The 14,300-nt window shown below is 67.2% G+C and carries 13 protein-coding genes, 4 pseudogenes and 1 riboswitch; of the genes and pseudogenes, 16 read left to right on the top strand and 1 reads right to left on the bottom strand.

From position 1 onward, the window contains the following. Positions 1 to 20 precede the first annotated feature (20 nt). The 10 genes and pseudogenes from BAY1663_RS08965 (at position 21) to nhaD (ending at position 7,709) form a co-directional block, all read left to right on the top strand. A complete protein-coding gene (locus tag BAY1663_RS08965; protein ID WP_037039701.1) occupies positions 21 to 386 on the top strand; it encodes a DUF2946 domain-containing protein in 366 nt (121 codons plus the stop codon). A gap of 107 nt (positions 387 to 493) precedes the next feature. Next, positions 494 to 1,048, top strand: a complete 555-nt coding sequence (locus tag BAY1663_RS08960) for a putative natural product biosynthesis protein (protein WP_037039699.1) — start codon at positions 494 to 496, stop codon at positions 1,046 to 1,048. Positions 1,049 to 1,482: 434 nt separating this feature from the next. Further along, positions 1,483 to 1,662 carry a cytochrome oxidase putative small subunit CydP gene (cydP, locus tag BAY1663_RS08955; RefSeq protein ID WP_037039697.1) on the top strand — a complete coding sequence of 60 codons (180 nt, stop codon included), beginning with the start codon at positions 1,483 to 1,485 and terminating at the stop codon, positions 1,660 to 1,662. Further along, positions 1,659 to 3,241: pseudogene (locus BAY1663_RS08950) on the top strand (cytochrome ubiquinol oxidase subunit I). Before cydP ends, BAY1663_RS08950 begins: the two are co-directional and overlap by 4 nt. A gap of 10 nt (positions 3,242 to 3,251) precedes the next feature. Then, positions 3,252 to 4,394 (top strand): cytochrome d ubiquinol oxidase subunit II, encoded by a 1,143-nt coding sequence (gene cydB, locus BAY1663_RS08945; RefSeq protein ID WP_037039695.1) that lies wholly within the window; start codon positions 3,252 to 3,254, stop codon positions 4,392 to 4,394. A 47-nt stretch (positions 4,395 to 4,441) separates the two neighbouring features. Then, complete coding sequence (gene cydX / locus BAY1663_RS23550; RefSeq protein WP_037039682.1) at positions 4,442 to 4,567, top strand: cytochrome bd-I oxidase subunit CydX; 126 nt, start codon at positions 4,442 to 4,444, stop codon at positions 4,565 to 4,567. Beyond that, positions 4,557 to 4,841, top strand: a complete 285-nt coding sequence (locus tag BAY1663_RS08935; RefSeq protein ID WP_037039680.1) for a cyd operon YbgE family protein — start codon at positions 4,557 to 4,559, stop codon at positions 4,839 to 4,841. Before cydX ends, BAY1663_RS08935 begins: the two co-directional genes overlap by 11 nt. Positions 4,842 to 5,055: 214 nt before the next feature. After that, on the top strand, positions 5,056 to 5,688 hold the full coding sequence (locus BAY1663_RS08930) for a C40 family peptidase (protein ID WP_037039678.1): 633 nt from the start codon (positions 5,056 to 5,058) through the stop codon (positions 5,686 to 5,688). A gap of 88 nt (positions 5,689 to 5,776) precedes the next feature. Further along, a complete protein-coding gene (locus BAY1663_RS08925; RefSeq protein WP_037039676.1) occupies positions 5,777 to 6,292 on the top strand; it encodes a C40 family peptidase in 516 nt (171 codons plus the stop codon). 154 nt (positions 6,293 to 6,446) lie between these two features. Then, entirely contained in the window at positions 6,447 to 7,709 is a 1,263-nt protein-coding gene (gene nhaD, locus BAY1663_RS08920) for a sodium:proton antiporter NhaD (RefSeq protein ID WP_037039675.1), read from the top strand. A gap of 43 nt (positions 7,710 to 7,752) precedes the next feature. Here the strand turns inward: nhaD and BAY1663_RS08915 are convergent. Continuing rightward, a pseudogene (locus tag BAY1663_RS08915) lies at positions 7,753 to 8,558 on the bottom strand (metallophosphoesterase). 150 nt (positions 8,559 to 8,708) lie between these two features. Further along, positions 8,709 to 8,923, top strand: a riboswitch (cobalamin riboswitch). A gap of 116 nt (positions 8,924 to 9,039) precedes the next feature. Between BAY1663_RS08915 and btuB the strand changes: the two are divergent. The 6 genes and pseudogenes from btuB to BAY1663_RS25130 all read left to right on the top strand — a co-directional run. Continuing rightward, a complete protein-coding gene (btuB, locus tag BAY1663_RS08910; protein ID WP_037039673.1) occupies positions 9,040 to 10,902 on the top strand; it encodes a TonB-dependent vitamin B12 receptor in 1,863 nt (620 codons plus the stop codon). Between the two features lie 27 nt (positions 10,903 to 10,929). After that, the gene (locus tag BAY1663_RS08905) at positions 10,930 to 11,505 is read left to right on the top strand and encodes a hypothetical protein (protein WP_037039670.1); all 576 of its coding nucleotides are present in this window, start codon (positions 10,930 to 10,932) and stop codon (positions 11,503 to 11,505) included. Further along, on the top strand, positions 11,505 to 12,107 hold the full coding sequence (gene cobO, locus BAY1663_RS08900; RefSeq protein WP_037039668.1) for a cob(I)yrinic acid a,c-diamide adenosyltransferase: 603 nt from the start codon (positions 11,505 to 11,507) through the stop codon (positions 12,105 to 12,107). The genes BAY1663_RS08905 and cobO overlap by 1 nt, the downstream gene beginning before the upstream one ends. 109 nt (positions 12,108 to 12,216) lie before the next feature. Further along, positions 12,217 to 13,508 (top strand): annotated as a pseudogene (locus BAY1663_RS08895) (cobyrinate a,c-diamide synthase). Further along, positions 13,505 to 14,155, top strand: coding sequence for a 5,6-dimethylbenzimidazole synthase (gene bluB / locus BAY1663_RS08890; RefSeq protein WP_037039666.1), 651 nt, complete (start codon positions 13,505 to 13,507; stop codon positions 14,153 to 14,155). The pseudogene BAY1663_RS08895 and the gene bluB overlap by 4 nt, the downstream one beginning before the upstream one ends. After that, positions 14,152 to 14,300, top strand: a pseudogene (locus tag BAY1663_RS25130) (cobalamin biosynthesis protein); the annotation flags it as partial. The gene bluB and the pseudogene BAY1663_RS25130, both read left to right, overlap by 4 nt.

Raw genomic sequence — 14,300 nt, 5'->3', positions numbered from 1 at the left:
CTGCGGTGTAAAGTCAAATCATGACCATCGTCAAAGACAAACGTGCGCGGATCGTATGGGTGCTGCTCACCTGCATCCTGATCAATGCCTTCGTTTGCAGCCTGAACCATGCCACCCACGTGGGCTTCGGCTTGGCCATGGGGCAGGACGCCTTCTGCCTCGGCGACGACTCCTCCTCCAGCGCTAGCACACTTCCCGCGGACGTTCACGGCTTGTCCGAGCAAGCGCTCGACTGCCCGCTGTGCAGCTCGGTGTTCCTCGGCATCGTCGTACTGCTCGCCCTGGCCTGGCTGGGTCGCGGGGCGACGGTCGCGCCGCGGCTGCGGCAACCGGAGCGGCTCGGTCCGCGCCACCACTGGCCGGCGCTGAACCCGCGCGCACCCTGAATCCCCTGACCGCAGACCACGGTGTCCATGCGCCGCGGCCCTGAGCTGCGCGCTGGACGGCAACTGTCGGAGCCTTCCGACGGCACGCTCAAACAGGGGATTCAAGCATGACCATGATGGAGCGCTTCACCCGCGCCGAGAGCCGCACCCGCTATCGGCTGCCCTTCCCGGATTACCCCAGCAACGCCCGCAGCTTCGTGCACCTGGATGCCAAGCTGCTGCCGTACTGGCACGCCTTGTTCGATGTCTGCCCGCAGTTGCTCAAGCTGGACCCGCCGGACGGCCTGAAGATCTTCCGCCAGTTCATGACCTGGGCCTACGGCTGCCAACTGGCGCTCGACTGGACCTTCCACCTCAGCGTCTGTCGCTGGTTACTGGTCTCGGGCTACCGCGAGCGGGTCGAGCCGGATCATATCGAAGCCATGATGATCGCCGCGGCGGCGCGCTGGGTCGCCAGCGACGACAGCCCGGCGCTTGGCATCGTGCTCGGCTGGCAGGGCGGTGGTGATCACGTCTTCGACTGGAAGCCGCGGGTACGCCAGGGCGGGCGCCCGTTCGCGGCCGAGGACGAGGAGCTGCCGCCGGCGCCCTGGGATTTCGCCTGGAGCCCGCTTTCGAGCACCGCTGGCAACGGCTTTCGCCGCTGGCTCAGGGTGCCCTGAGTGCGACAGCCCGCCACAGTGTCGTACTGCCATCCTTGGTGGAGCATGACACAAGGCCGGCAGCAATGGCCGCGTTCGCCCGGAACCGGAGCAGGACAGGCCCAGGCGGGATGTTCTGCCCGACTGCAGGGGGCGTGCCGGCGTTTCGCAGCAGCGGCCCGGCCAGCCGCTATGCTCTTCAAGCGAAGCGACAGGGCTGCAAGCGCCAGCGGAGGCGGGGTGGGGCAGGCTGTCGCAGTTGTCGCCGCTGGAGGCGGGCGGGACACTTTGCAGGCCTCGAATCCGAGCAGCGCTTCCACGGGTGGATTCGAGGTGGAGCGATTGAGCCCGGGCCGCAATGCCCGGGTTCCGGCCCCCGCCCCAACGGGGGCCTTCAATCGCAGCATGCCGCCGGAGCGGGAAGCGCTCGGGCTGGCGAGCAAGAGGAGGTAGGCATGTTCAAGTCGTCGCTCAGACGGGATGTCGTGCTGGTACTGCTGGTCAAGGTCGCGATCCTCATAATCATAAAAAACATCTGGTTCGATGCTCCCAGCATTCCCGAGAACGGTTCGGCGCGGGTTGCCGGATATTTGCTTGATTCGCGGGGTTCGATCCCCGAGGGAGGGCCGAGATGATCTCGGAAAGCGTTGTCGATCTATCACGCCTGCAATTCGCCATGACGGCGATGTATCACTTTCTGTTCGTGCCGCTGACGTTGGGGCTGTCCTTCCTGCTTGCCATCATGGAGTCGGTCTACGTCATGACCGGCAAGCAGGTCTACAAGGACATGACCCAATTCTGGGGCAAGCTGTTCGGCATCAACTTCGCCCTCGGCGTCACCACCGGGCTGACCATGGAGTTCCAGTTCGGTACCAACTGGGCCTATTACAGCCACTACGTCGGTGACATCTTCGGGGCGCCGCTGGCTATCGAGGGGCTGATGGCCTTCTTCCTCGAGTCCACCTTCATCGGCCTGTTCTTCTTCGGCTGGGATCGCTTGAGCAAGGTGCAGCACCTGTCCATCACCTGGCTGGTGGCGCTGGGCTCGAACCTCTCGGCGCTGTGGATTCTCATCGCCAACGGCTGGATGCAGCACCCGGTGGGTTCGGAGTTCAACTTCGAAACCATGCGCATGGAGCTGGTCGACTTCGCCGCGCTGCTGTTCAACCCGGTGGCACAGGTGAAGTTCGTGCATACCGTGTCGGCCGGCTACGTCACCGGGGCGATCTTCGTCCTGGCCATCTCCAGCTACTACCTGCTGAAGCAGCGCGATCTGGGCTTCGCCCGCCGTTCGTTCGCCATCGCCGCAGTGTTCGGCCTGGCCTCGACGCTCTCGGTGATCATCCTCGGCGACGAGTCCGGTTACGAGATCGGCGAGGTGCAGAAGGTCAAGCTCGCCGCCATCGAGGCCGAGTGGGAGACCCATCCGGCGCCGGCCGGCTTCACGCTGTTCGGCCTGCCCGACCAGGAGCAGATGCGCACCGACTTCGAGGTGAAGATCCCCTATGCGCTGGGGCTGATCGCCACCCGCTCGGTGGACGAGGAGATCAAGGGCATCAAGCAGCTGGTCGCCGAGCATGAGCTGCGCATCCGCAACGGCATGCTCGCCTACGAACGGTTGCAGCAGCTGCGCGCCGGCGACAAGTCGCCCGAGGCCATCGCTGCCTTCGACGAGGTCAAGCAGGACCTGGGCTACGGGCTGCTGCTCAAGAAGTACACGGCGGATGTGCTGGACGCCAGCGAGGAGCAGATCAAGCAGGCTGCGCTGGATACCATCCCCGACGTACCCAGCCTGTTCTGGACCTTCCGCGCCATGGTCGCCGCGGGCTTCCTCATGCTGCTGCTGTTCGCCCTGGCGAGCTGGGCCTCGATCAAGCGCAATGCCGAGAACAAGCCCTGGCTGCTGAAGTTCGCGCTGTTCAGCCTGCCGCTGCCGTGGATCGCCGCGCAGACCGGCTGGTACGTCGCCGAGCACGGCCGCCAGCCTGGTCGATCGCCGAAGTGTTGCCGACCCATCTGTCCACCTCGACGCTCGCCGCGGGTGATATCTGGGGATCGCTGATCGCCCTGGTGGGCTTCTACAGCCTGCTGCTGGTGGTGGAAATGTTCCTGATGATCCGCTTCGCGCGGCTCGGCCCGAGCAGCCTGCACACCGGTCGTTATCACTTCGAGCAGGGCGCGGTCGCAGTGGCCGATGCCCCGTCGCAAGCCTGAGGAAATCACCATGTTCGATTACGAGGTACTCAAGCTGATCTGGTGGGTGCTGATCGGTGTATTGCTGATCGGCTTCGCCCTGACCGATGGCTTCGACATGGGCGCCATGGCGCTGATGCCCTTCGTCGGCAAGACCGACAACGAGCGGCGGGTGGCGATCAACACCATCGCGCCGCACTGGGATGGCAACCAGGTATGGTTCATCACCGCCGGTGGCGCGCTGTTCGCTGCCTGGCCGATGGTCTACGCGGTGGCCTTCTCCGGGTTGTACTGGGCGATGCTGCTGGTGCTGTTCGCACTGTTCTGCCGCCCGGTGGGCTTCGACTACCGCAGCAAGGTGGCGGACCCGCGCTGGCGCAACGCCTGGGACTGGGCGCTGTTCGTCGGTGGCGCGGTGCCGGCGCTGGTGTTCGGCGTGGCCTTCGGCAACCTGTTCCTCGGCCTGCCGTTCCAGCTCGACGAGCTGATGCGCTCCACCTACCACGGCTCCTTCTTCGCGCTGCTCAACCCCTTCGCGCTGCTATGCGGCATCGTCAGCCTGAGCATGCTCAGCGCCCATGGTGGTGCCTGGCTGATGATGCGCACCGACGGCGCGCTGGGCGAGCGCTCGCGGCAGGCGACCCGGTTGTGCGCGCTGGTGTTCCTGCTGGGCTTCGTGGCGGCCGGGCTGTGGCTGGTACTGGGTATCCAGGGCTTCAGCCAGCTGTCGGTCACCGACCCGGGGGCGGCGCTCAATCCGCTGCTGCACAAGCAGGTGGCGCAGGACAATGCCGGCTGGCTGGCCAACTACCGCCTGTATCCGCTCACCCTGGTTGCGCCGGTCATCGCCATCGCCGGCGCGCTGCTGGCCCTGCTCGGCTCCAGCCGCAACAGCGGTGCCGCGAGCTTCCTCGGCACCAGCCTGATGATCGTCGGCAGCATCTGCACCGCGGGCTTCGCGCTGTTCCCCTTCGTCTTCCCGTCGAGCCTGGACCCGGCATCGAGCCTGACCCTGTGGGATGCGGTATCCAGCCGCAAGACCCTGGGCATCATGTTCGTCGTGGCCTGCATCTTCGTGCCGCTGATCCTCTGCTACACGCTGTGGAGCTACGTGCGCATGTGGGGCCGGCTGAACGACAAGAGCATCGAGGCCAACCCCCACGGGCTGTACTGATCGCGCAGGCGGGCCGTCCGGGCCCGCCTCGCCAAGGAGAAACGACTATGTGGTACTTCACCTGGATTCTCGGTGTGCTGCTCGCCTGCAGCTTCGGCATCATCAACGCGCTGTGGCTCGAAGCCACGCAGGATCTGGATGCGGAGCCGGGCCGGGATCGGCATGGCCGCTGACTGGCTCTACCGGCCGGCCAGCCGCGCACTGTCGCTGCTGCTGGTCGCGCCGCTGGCGTTGCTGCTGCTGATTCATCCGGCGGCGATGCTCGACAGCCAGGGTGGCTACAGCCATCCGTTGCTGATGCTGGTGATGTGGGGCATCTCCGCGGGCTTCGTGCACGGCCTCGGCTTCGTTCCGCAATTCTGGCTCTGGCGCTGGCTGCTCGGGCCGCTGCCGGGCTGGACGCTGGCGGCACTGGGCTATCTGATCCTGTGGCAGGCGCAACGCTAGCGGCCGTTGCCGCTGTGCCAGCCGAATCCACGACCTGCCGGGCAGGCCGCCGGGGCGGCGTGCCACGGCTCATGCAAGGGCCGCCGGGCTGAGGTGGGTGGGCCAGACGTTTTGCCGCAGTCGAATCGTCACATTTCGTCCGATTGAATTTGATCATCGGCGCGAGAGCAGGCATAGTCGCCGGCACTTTGAAATCACCGACACGGTCGTGCCCATGCGCCAACGCTTCGCACCCCTCGTGCCCCTCGCACTGATTGCCCTGCTGACCGCTTGTGCCGGCCAGCCCGTCCAGACCGAACGGCAGTTCGTATCGCCTCGTCTGGCACAGCATCATCCCCTGGCCGAATTCGATTTCGCTGCCCTCGGCAAGGCGAGCGAAGACTCGCTGGACGCGCTCACCGACGAGCACGACTACCAGTTGCCGCACCTGGCCGACAGCATTCTCGAGCGGGGTTTCACCCTGGTCGGCACGCCATACCGCTATGGCGGCAATTCGACGAAGACCGGTTTCGATTGCAGCGGCTTCGTCGGCTTCCTGTTCCGCAAGGAGGCGGGCCTCGAACTGCCACGCTCCACCCGCGAGCTGATCAACCTCGATGCGCCCGTGATCGAGCGCGGCGAACTCGTGCCCGGGGATGTGGTGTTCTTCAACAACCGCGGCCGTGGCCGGGTCAGCCATGCCGGCATCTATATCGGCGACGACCGCTTCATTCACGCCTCCAGCAGCCGCAGCGGCGGAGTGCGGGTCGACAGCCTGGACGACAAGTACTGGCGGGCCAGCTACCTGGAAGCCAAGCGCGTACTGGCGCTGGCCCCGCAGTTGGCGTCGGGCTCGGTGCAGCACTGATTCCCGGTCATATTCGCTGACGCCGCGGGCTTGCGTCTTCGCGCGCCTGCCGGCAGAGTGATGGCTCGACCGCCAGGACCGCTCTGCCATGCCTTTTTCGGCTCGTCTCTCGATCATCCTGCTGATCGCTCTGCTCACCGCCTGCGCCGGCCCCGCACCGCAACCACCGGTCATCGCGCCGGTCGAACCGCCGGCTGCCGGTGCGGCCGAAGACGTTCTCTTCAGTGCCCTGGGCCTGGTCGGCACACCCTATCGCTACGGCGGGAACACGCCGGACAGCGGCTTCGATTGCAGTGGCCTGATCGGCTACGTCTACCGCGGTGCCGCTGGCATGAGCCTGCCGCGCACCACCAGCGAGATGAGCCGGATGCGCGGCACCGACGTCGGCCGCGGAGCCCTGCGCGCCGGTGACCTGCTGTTCTTCGCCACCAGCGGCGGGCGCCGCGTCAGCCATGCCGGGATCTACGTCGGCGAGGGGCGCTTCGTCCATGCGCCGTCGAGCGGCGGCACCGTGCGGCTGGACAGCCTGGCGAACAACTACTGGCAGAAGAACTACCTCGGCGCCAAGCGCCTGCTCGACGAGTCGCGTGTCGCCAGCAACTGAGCCTTCCGGATGTATACACATCCTGCAATGGTATGAATTTGACATGCCGCGATTCCTCAATCCTGAGGCTTTGGTTAAGATCTGCGCCCTCACTTCCTCACGTGCGCGGTCCCGCGCACACGCCAGATTTCCTAACCTTCGCTTTGGGTGATTTATGCCTGAAATACTTCCGTTCGTGCTCATTGCACTCGCCGTGGCTGCGCTACTGGGTGTGGTGCTTGAAGAAATAACCCACGTCAACAAGGCCAAGGTGACCTTGTTCTTCGGTACGCTGGCCTGGCTGCTGCTGTTCATCTTCTCGCCCGTGGGCGAGGAGCGGGACCTGGTGCTCGCCAGCCTCAACGAGAACATCGCCGAGATCGCCGGGCTGTGGATCTTCCTCGTCGCCGCGATGACCTTCGTCGCCTATCTGAACAAGAAAGGCATGATCGAGAACCTGATCTACCTGGTGCTGCCGCAGCGGATCAGCGAGCGGGCGCTGCTGTTCCTGACCGCGGCGTTCTGCTTCGTGTTCTCCTCGCTGGCGGACAACATCACCGCGACGCTGGTATCGATCACGCTGATCCTGTCGCTGCAGCTGGAGCGCGCCAAGACCATCAAGTTCGCCACCCTGGTGGTATTTGCGGTGAACTCCGGCGGTGTTGCACTGATCACCGGCGACGTCACCACGCTGATGATCTTCCTCGCCGGCAAGGTGCAGATCCTGCAGCTGCTGGCCCTGGCGCTGCCTGCCTTCCTCGCCGTCATGGTGCTGGCGGCGATCCTCTCCATCGGCATGAGCGGCGAGGTGCGGGTGCAGGCCCATCGCAAGGACGTGCGCGGCGTCGATGTCGCGATCGCGCTGATCTTCCTCAGCACCATTCTGTTCACCATCGCCGGCAACTTCTTCTTCCAGATTCCGCCGGTGCTGACCTTTCTTGCCGGCCTGTCGATCATGTTCCTGGTGGCGCGCTTCTTCAGCGACGACAACGACACCGATCCGATCCTCGAGTACGTTCGCCAGGTGGAATTCGAGACCCTGTTCTTCTTCCTCGGCATCCTGCTGCTGGTGGGCATGCTCAAGGAAATCCACGTGCTCGACGGGCTGGTGCGCATCTACGACCAGGTGCCGCCGATCATGGCCAACTACCTGATGGGCGTGCTTTCGGCGGCCATCGACAACGTGCCGCTGACCGCCGCGCTGCTCAAGTCCGGCCTGCAGATGGGCGTGGCCGAGTGGATGGTGCTGACCTACGCGGTCGGCGTGGGCGGCTCGCTGCTGGTGATCGGCTCGGCGGCGGGGATCGTCGCCATGAGCAAGGTGCAGGGGCTGACATTCGGCAGCTATCTCAAATATGCGCTCTACCTGTTCGTGGCCTTCAACATCGGTTTCGCCGGCGTCTACCTGGTCGGCTTGCTCATGTCCGGCGTGGCCTGAGGCGCCCGGCTGCTCCCGGCGAGTCGGGGAGTGGGGCGGCCGTTCACGGCCAGCCCAGGTTGAAGTGCGAACCGAGCGCGAAATGGCCGTCGAGCATGTCCCAGCGCTCGACACAGACCTTCTTCTGCGCGCCGGGCGTGAGTTTCAGCCGGTTGAAGGAGTTCGGCGAAGTGCCCCGCAGCCGCGAGGACAGCGTGGTGCCGGCCTGCACCATCCAGATCTCGCGCGCCAGCCCCTGGTACTGCCCGGACAGCGGCAGTACGTAGGCAGGTGGATGTGCCCGCCCATCACCAGGTCCAGGCCGAGTTCGGCCCAGCGCTGCAGGGCGGCTTCGGCGCCGTGCTGCAGGTTGCTCAGGTCGCTCTGCAGCATGGCGCCGAAGGGCTGGTGGGCGACCACGATGCGCACCTTGTCGCCGTCCGTGCGCGCCAGCCGCTGCGCCACGGCCTCGACCTGTTCGGCCGTCACCCGGCCGTCCTTGTGGCGCCGTGGGTGGGTCGTGTTGAGGCCGATCACCAGCATCTGCTCATTCTCGAAGACCGGCTCCAGTTCCTCGCCGAAGTGCCGACGGTAGTTGCCGTAGGGCGTGAGGAAGCGGGCGAAGAGGTTGTATAGCGGGATGTCGTGGTTGCCGGGAATCACCAGGGTTTCGCCGATGCCATGGCCGCGCAGGCGCTCGACGAACGCCCGCGCCGCGGCGAACTGGCCACGGCGGGCACGCTGGGTGATGTCGCCGGAGAAGATCAGCAGATCGGCGCCGTGCTCGCGCACGTGAGCCTCCAGCGCCTGGACCACGGGCGGTTGTTCGGTGCCGAAATGGGTGTCGGAAATCTGCAGGATGCTGGTCATGGGCGGCTACGTTCGTCCTGGCTGATCGGGGCATTGTTGCATTCGAAGCCTGTCGGCGTCCGCCGTTCCGGGCGATTGGGGCAGCCGGCGGGCAAGGGCGCGCAAGCGCTGCGACAACCCCACGGTTGCACCGTGCCCCGGCCATGGACTAACCTCCGCGTCGCCTCAGGTGCCACTGGCTCAATGCCAGGGTGAAACAGGGAAGCCGGTCCAGTCGCAACGACGATTCCGGCGCTGCCCCCGCAACGGTAGGCGAGTCGAGAAACCGCAACGGCCACTGTGCTCAAGCATGGGAAGGCGTGGTTTCGGGATGCTGCGGCATCCGCTCGCAAGCCCGGAGACCGGCCTGTCGCATTTCACTGACAGTGCGGCGGGCGCTGAGCGGGCGGGTACCTTGCGGGTACTCTCTCTTTCCGGTTCTTCCGTCTGTCTTCAGCGACCTTGTGTCGTGCGGGTGGGCACGACGGAGAATCTCGAACCAATGCGCAAGTCCCTTTCCCTGGCTGCAGTGCTGCTGGGCCTGCCTTCCTGTGTCCTGGCCCACGAGGGCGCCCTGCTGCTGGGCCAGCAGCTGATCACCGCCAGCCGTACCGGCACGTCGCCGGTATCCATCGCCTCCAGCAGCCTGATCACTCGTGACGACATCGAGCGCCAGCAGGCCGGCAGCGTGCCGGAATTGCTGCAACGCCTGGCCGGGGTCAGCGTCACCAGCAACGGCGGGCGCGGCAAGAGCACCTCGGTGTCCATCCGCGGCACCAGCGACAAGCATGTGCTGGTGCTGATCGATGGCATCCGGGTCGGTTCGGCCACCTCCGGCAGCGCCGCGCTGCAGAGCATCCCGGTCGAGCAGATCGAGCGTATCGAGGTCGTCCGCGGGCCGCGTTCCAGCCTGTACGGTTCGGAGGCCATGGGCGGGGTGATCCAGATCTTCACCCGTCGCGGCGGCGGCGACGGCTTCAAGCCCTATTTCTCGGCGGGCGCCGGCTCGCGCTCGAGCTACAGCGGCTCGGCCGGCGTGGCGGGCGGGCAGGGCAACGGCTGGTTCAACCTCGGCGTGGCCAGCGAGTCCACCGACGGCATCAATGCCCGTGCCTACCGCAGCAGTGCGCCCGGGGCCTTCGAGCCGGACGCCGACCGTTACCGCGAGCTGTCGGCCCAGCTGCGCGCCGGCTATCGCTTCGACAACGGCCTGGAACTCGACGGCAGCTGGCTGCAGAGCGAGAACCACAGCGACTTCGACAGCCGCTCCAGCAGCGGCGCCAGCGGCCGCAACGCCTACAGCGACGGCTCGCTGCAGGCGCTCAGCGGTCGCGCGCGCTTCGCGCCGCTGGCTTCCTGGGACGTCACCCTGCAGGCGGGGCACAGCGAGGACCTGGGCGACAACTTCCAGGACGGCCGCTTCTACTCGCGCTTCGACACCCGCCGCGACAGCGCCAGCTGGCAGAACGACTTCCATGTCGGCGAGGCGCAGCTGCTGACGCTCGGCATGGACTACCAGCAGGACCGCATCGACAGCAGCGACAGCTATGTCGAGGACAGCCGCTACAACCGTGGCTACTTCATCCAGTACCAGGCCGCCTTCGGCCGCCACGGCGTGCAGGCCGGCCTGCGCCGCGACAAGGACGAGTTCTTCGGCTCGCACGATACCGGCAGCCTCGGCTACAGCTTCGAGCTGAGCGAGGCGCTGACGCTGACCGCCGCCTACGGCACCGCCTACCGCGCGCCGACCTTCAACGACCTGTACTACCCGGCCAGCGCCTATACCGCCGGCAATCCGGAGGTCAAACCGGAGGAATCGGAAAGCTACGAGCTGGGCATCCGCGGCAGCCACGGCTGGGGCGAGTGGAGCGTCAACGCCTACGAGAACCGGATCGAGGACCTGATCGTCTGGGCGGGCAGCAGCCCCATGCGTCCGGAGAACGTCGACGTGGCGCGCATCCGCGGCATCGAGACCCGCGTCGCCACCGTGCTGGCCGGCTGGGACCTGGCGGCCAACTTGACTTTCATGGACCCGCAGGACCGCAGCAAGGCCAACCACGGCCACCTGCTGCAACGCCGCGCCAAGCGCCAGTTCAACCTGGACCTGGATCGCCAGTTCGGCGCCGTCGGCCTGGGCGCCTCGTTGTACGCCGCGAGCGAGCGCTTCGACAAGGCCAGCAATGCCCCCGACACCCGCATGCCCGGCTATGCCCTGCTGGACCTGCGCGGCGAGTACCGCCTCGACGACGCCTGGCGCCTGCAGGCCAAGCTGGCGAACCTGTTCGACCGCGAATACGAAACCACCCAGACCTACGAACAGCCTGGCCGCGCACTGTATTTCACCGTGCGCTACCAGGCCCTGTAACCGGCAACCCATCCGAGGAGTTTCACCATGCACGTCCTGTCCATGCGCGCCCAGTCGGCAATCGGCGTCGCGCTGATCCTGCTGATGGCCATGACCCGCGGCCAGCACTTCGCCAGCGTCGAGAACCTGCCCAGCGCCAGTTGGTCGATCTTCTTCCTCGCCGGCTTCTACCTGCGTCCGCGCTGGGCGTTCGCGCTGTTGTTCGCCGAGGCCTCGGTGCTGGATTTCGGCTCCCTGGCCAGCGGCAGCATCAGCGACTGGTGCCTGTCGCCGGCCTACTGGGCGCTGCTGCCGGCCTACGGCAGCCTGTGGCTGGCCGGGCGGCTGTTCGCCGGTTGGCAGCGCGACGATCTGCGCAGCCTGGCCGTGCTCGCGTCGACGCTGCTGGTGGCGGGCTTCGTCGGCTACCTGATCTCCGGCGGGGCGTTCTACTTCTTCTCCGGACGCTATCCGGAGCCGACCCTGGCCGGCTTCCTGCCGCGCATCGCCCAGTACCTGCCGCGCCACCTGGGCAACCTGGCGTTCTACGTCGGCACGGCGCTGGTGCTGCACCTCGGCATCGTCTCGGCGTTGCGCCTGGACCAGGCGCGGCGGGTGCACTGATGGACGCGCGCGACGCACGACACAAGGTGCGCATGCAGCGCAAGAAAGCGGTGGTCGACGCGAAGATCGCCGAGGCCCAGGACGAATACGGCCTGCTGCTGGTGCACACCGGCAACGGCAAGGGCAAGAGCAGCTCGGCCTTCGGCATGGTCGCCCGCGCGCTGGGCCACGGCATGAAGGTCGGCGTGGTGCAGTTCATCAAGGGAGCGGCCAGCACCGGCGAGGAGGCATTCTTCCGGCGCTTCCCCGAGGAGGTGCGTTTCCACGTCATGGGCGAAGGTTTCACCTGGGAGACCCAGGACCGCCAGCGCGACATCGCCAAGGCCCGCGCGGCCTGGGGGGTGGCGCTGGAGCTGATGTCCGATGAAAGCATCGGCCTGGTGGTGCTGGACGAGCTGAACATCGCCCTCAAGCACGGCTACCTGGAGCTGGAGCCGGTGCTCGCCGATATCGAGGCGCGGCCGCTGCCGCAGCATGTGGTGGTCACCGGCCGCGGCGCACCGCCCGGGCTGATCGAGGCGGCGGATACCGTCACCGAGATGGGCCTGGTCAAGCACGCGTTCAAGGCCGGCGTGAAGGCGCAGAAGGGCGTGGAATTCTGATGCCGGTGCTCACGGGGTGCGTAGGGTGGATGACGCCTTTTTCATCCACCACCGGAGTTGTCGGTGGATGGGTAGAGCGTCATCCACCCTACGATGATGAGGGGCTGCGATGAATAGCCGAAGCTGCCCGGCATTGCTGATCGCCGCGCCGGCCTCGGGCCAGGGCAAGACCACCGTCACCGCCGCCCTGGCCCGGCTGCATGCGCGCCAGGGCAAGCGGGTGCGGGTATTCAAGTGCGGCCCGGACTTCCTCGACCCGACCATCCTCGCCCGCGCCAGCGGCCAGCCGGTCTACCAGCTCGACCTGTGGATGGTCGGCGAGGCGGAGTCGCGCCGATTGCTCTGGCAGGCCGCCGGCGAAGCGATCTGATCCTCATCGAAGGCGTGATGGGGCTGTTCGACGGCCAGCCGTCGGCGGCCGAGCTGGCGCGGCGCTTCGGCGTGCCGGTGCTGGCGGTGATCGACGGCGCGGCCATGGCGCAGACCTTCGGCGCCCTGGCCCACGGCCTGGCGAGCTTCCAGCCGGACCTGCCGTTCGCCGGAGTGCTGGCCAACCGGGTCGGCAGCGAGCGGCACGGGCAGATCCTGCGCGACAGCCTGCCGGAGACGATCCGCTGGTACGGTGCCTTGCCGCACAGCGCCGGGATCGAACTGCCGAGCCGGCACCTGGGGCTGGTGCCGGCCGGGGAACTGGCTGACCTGGACGCCCGCCTGGATGCCGCGGCCGATGCCCTGGCGACCAGCGCCGATGTGACGTTGCCGCCGGCGATGAGCTTCGCCGCGCCGGCGCCATGCGTGCTCGAACCGCTGTTGCAGGGCGTACGCATCGGCGTGGCGCGCGATGCCGCCTTCGCCTTCCTGTACCAGGCCAATCTCGACCTGCTGCGGGCGCTGGGGGCCGAACTGCTGTTCTTCTCGCCAGTGCGTTTCGCCCGCTTGCCGGCCGTGGACAGCCTCTACCTGCCCGGCGGCTATCCCGAACTCCATCTGCGCGCATTGGGCCGGAACCGCCCGATGGCCGAGGCGATCCGTGCCCATCACGCCGCCGGCAAGCCGATCCTCGCCGAATGCGGTGGCATGCTCTACCTGCTCGACGGCCTCGTCGATAAGGCGGGCGAGCATGGCGCGATGCTCGGCCTGCTGCCCGGCGAGGCGCGGATGCAGAGCCGCCTGACCGCCCTGGCGCTGCAGGAGGTGGCATTGCCGGAAGGGCGCCTGCGTGGGCATACCTTCCATCATTCATCGCTGGCGTCGCCGCTCGAACCGCTGGCGCGCGGGCAGTGCCCGAACTACAAGCGCACCGCCGAGGCGGTCTACCGGCAGGGGCGAATGACGGCTTCCTATATTCATTTCTACCTGCCGTCCGATCCGGCGGCCGCCGCGGCGCTGCTACGGCCATGAACGCGCACGCCTTCACCCCCGAGGAGCGCGCGGCGCTCTACCGTGCCATCGGCGAGCGTCGCGACATGCGCCACTTCGCCGGCGGCGAGGTAGCGCCGGAGCTGCTGGCGCGGCTGCTGGCGGCCGCGCACCAGGCGCCCAGCGTCGGCCTGATGCAGCCCTGGCGCTTCATTCGCATCACGGCCAGGGACCTGCGCGCGCGCATCGGAGCGCTGGTCGAGGAGGAGCGTCGGCGTACCGCCGAGGCCCTGGGCGAGCGCTCCGCCGAATTCATGCGGCTCAAGGTCGAGGGCATCGGCGAATGTGCCGAACTGCTGGTCGCCGCGCTGATGGAGGGACGAGAGGCGCACGTATTCGGCCGCCGTACCCTGCCGGAAATGGACCTGGCGTCGCTGGCCTGCGCCATCCAGAACCTCTGGCTCGCCGCCCGCGCCGAAGGGCTGGGCATGGGCTGGGTGTCGCTGTTCGAACCGCAGGCGCTGGCCACGCTGCTGGGCATGCCGGCTGGCGCCCAGCCGGTGGCGATTCTCTGCCTCGGGCCGGTGCACGACTTCTATCCGGCGCCGATGCTTGAACTGGAAGGCTGGACCCGCGGGCGGCCGCTGGCCGAGCTGCTGTATGAAGACCAGTGGGGGCGGCGGCCATGAGCCTGGCGCTGAGCTGTCTGGCCGGCGTCGGCCTGGATGCTCTGCTCGGCGAGCCGAGGCGTGCGCATCCGCTGGTCGCCTTCGGGCGGCTGGCCGATCGCCTGGAGCGGCATTTCAACGGACCCGCCGCGCGCGGCTGGCGCAG

Origin of the sequence: Pseudomonas sp. BAY1663 (genome assembly GCF_000582595.1) — a bacterium.
In the GTDB taxonomy this organism is placed as follows: Bacteria; Pseudomonadota; Gammaproteobacteria; order Pseudomonadales; family Pseudomonadaceae; genus Stutzerimonas; species Stutzerimonas stutzeri_AF.
Note: the sequence above shows the minus strand (reverse complement) of the source record. Positions and strands in the feature narration are given on the sequence as shown.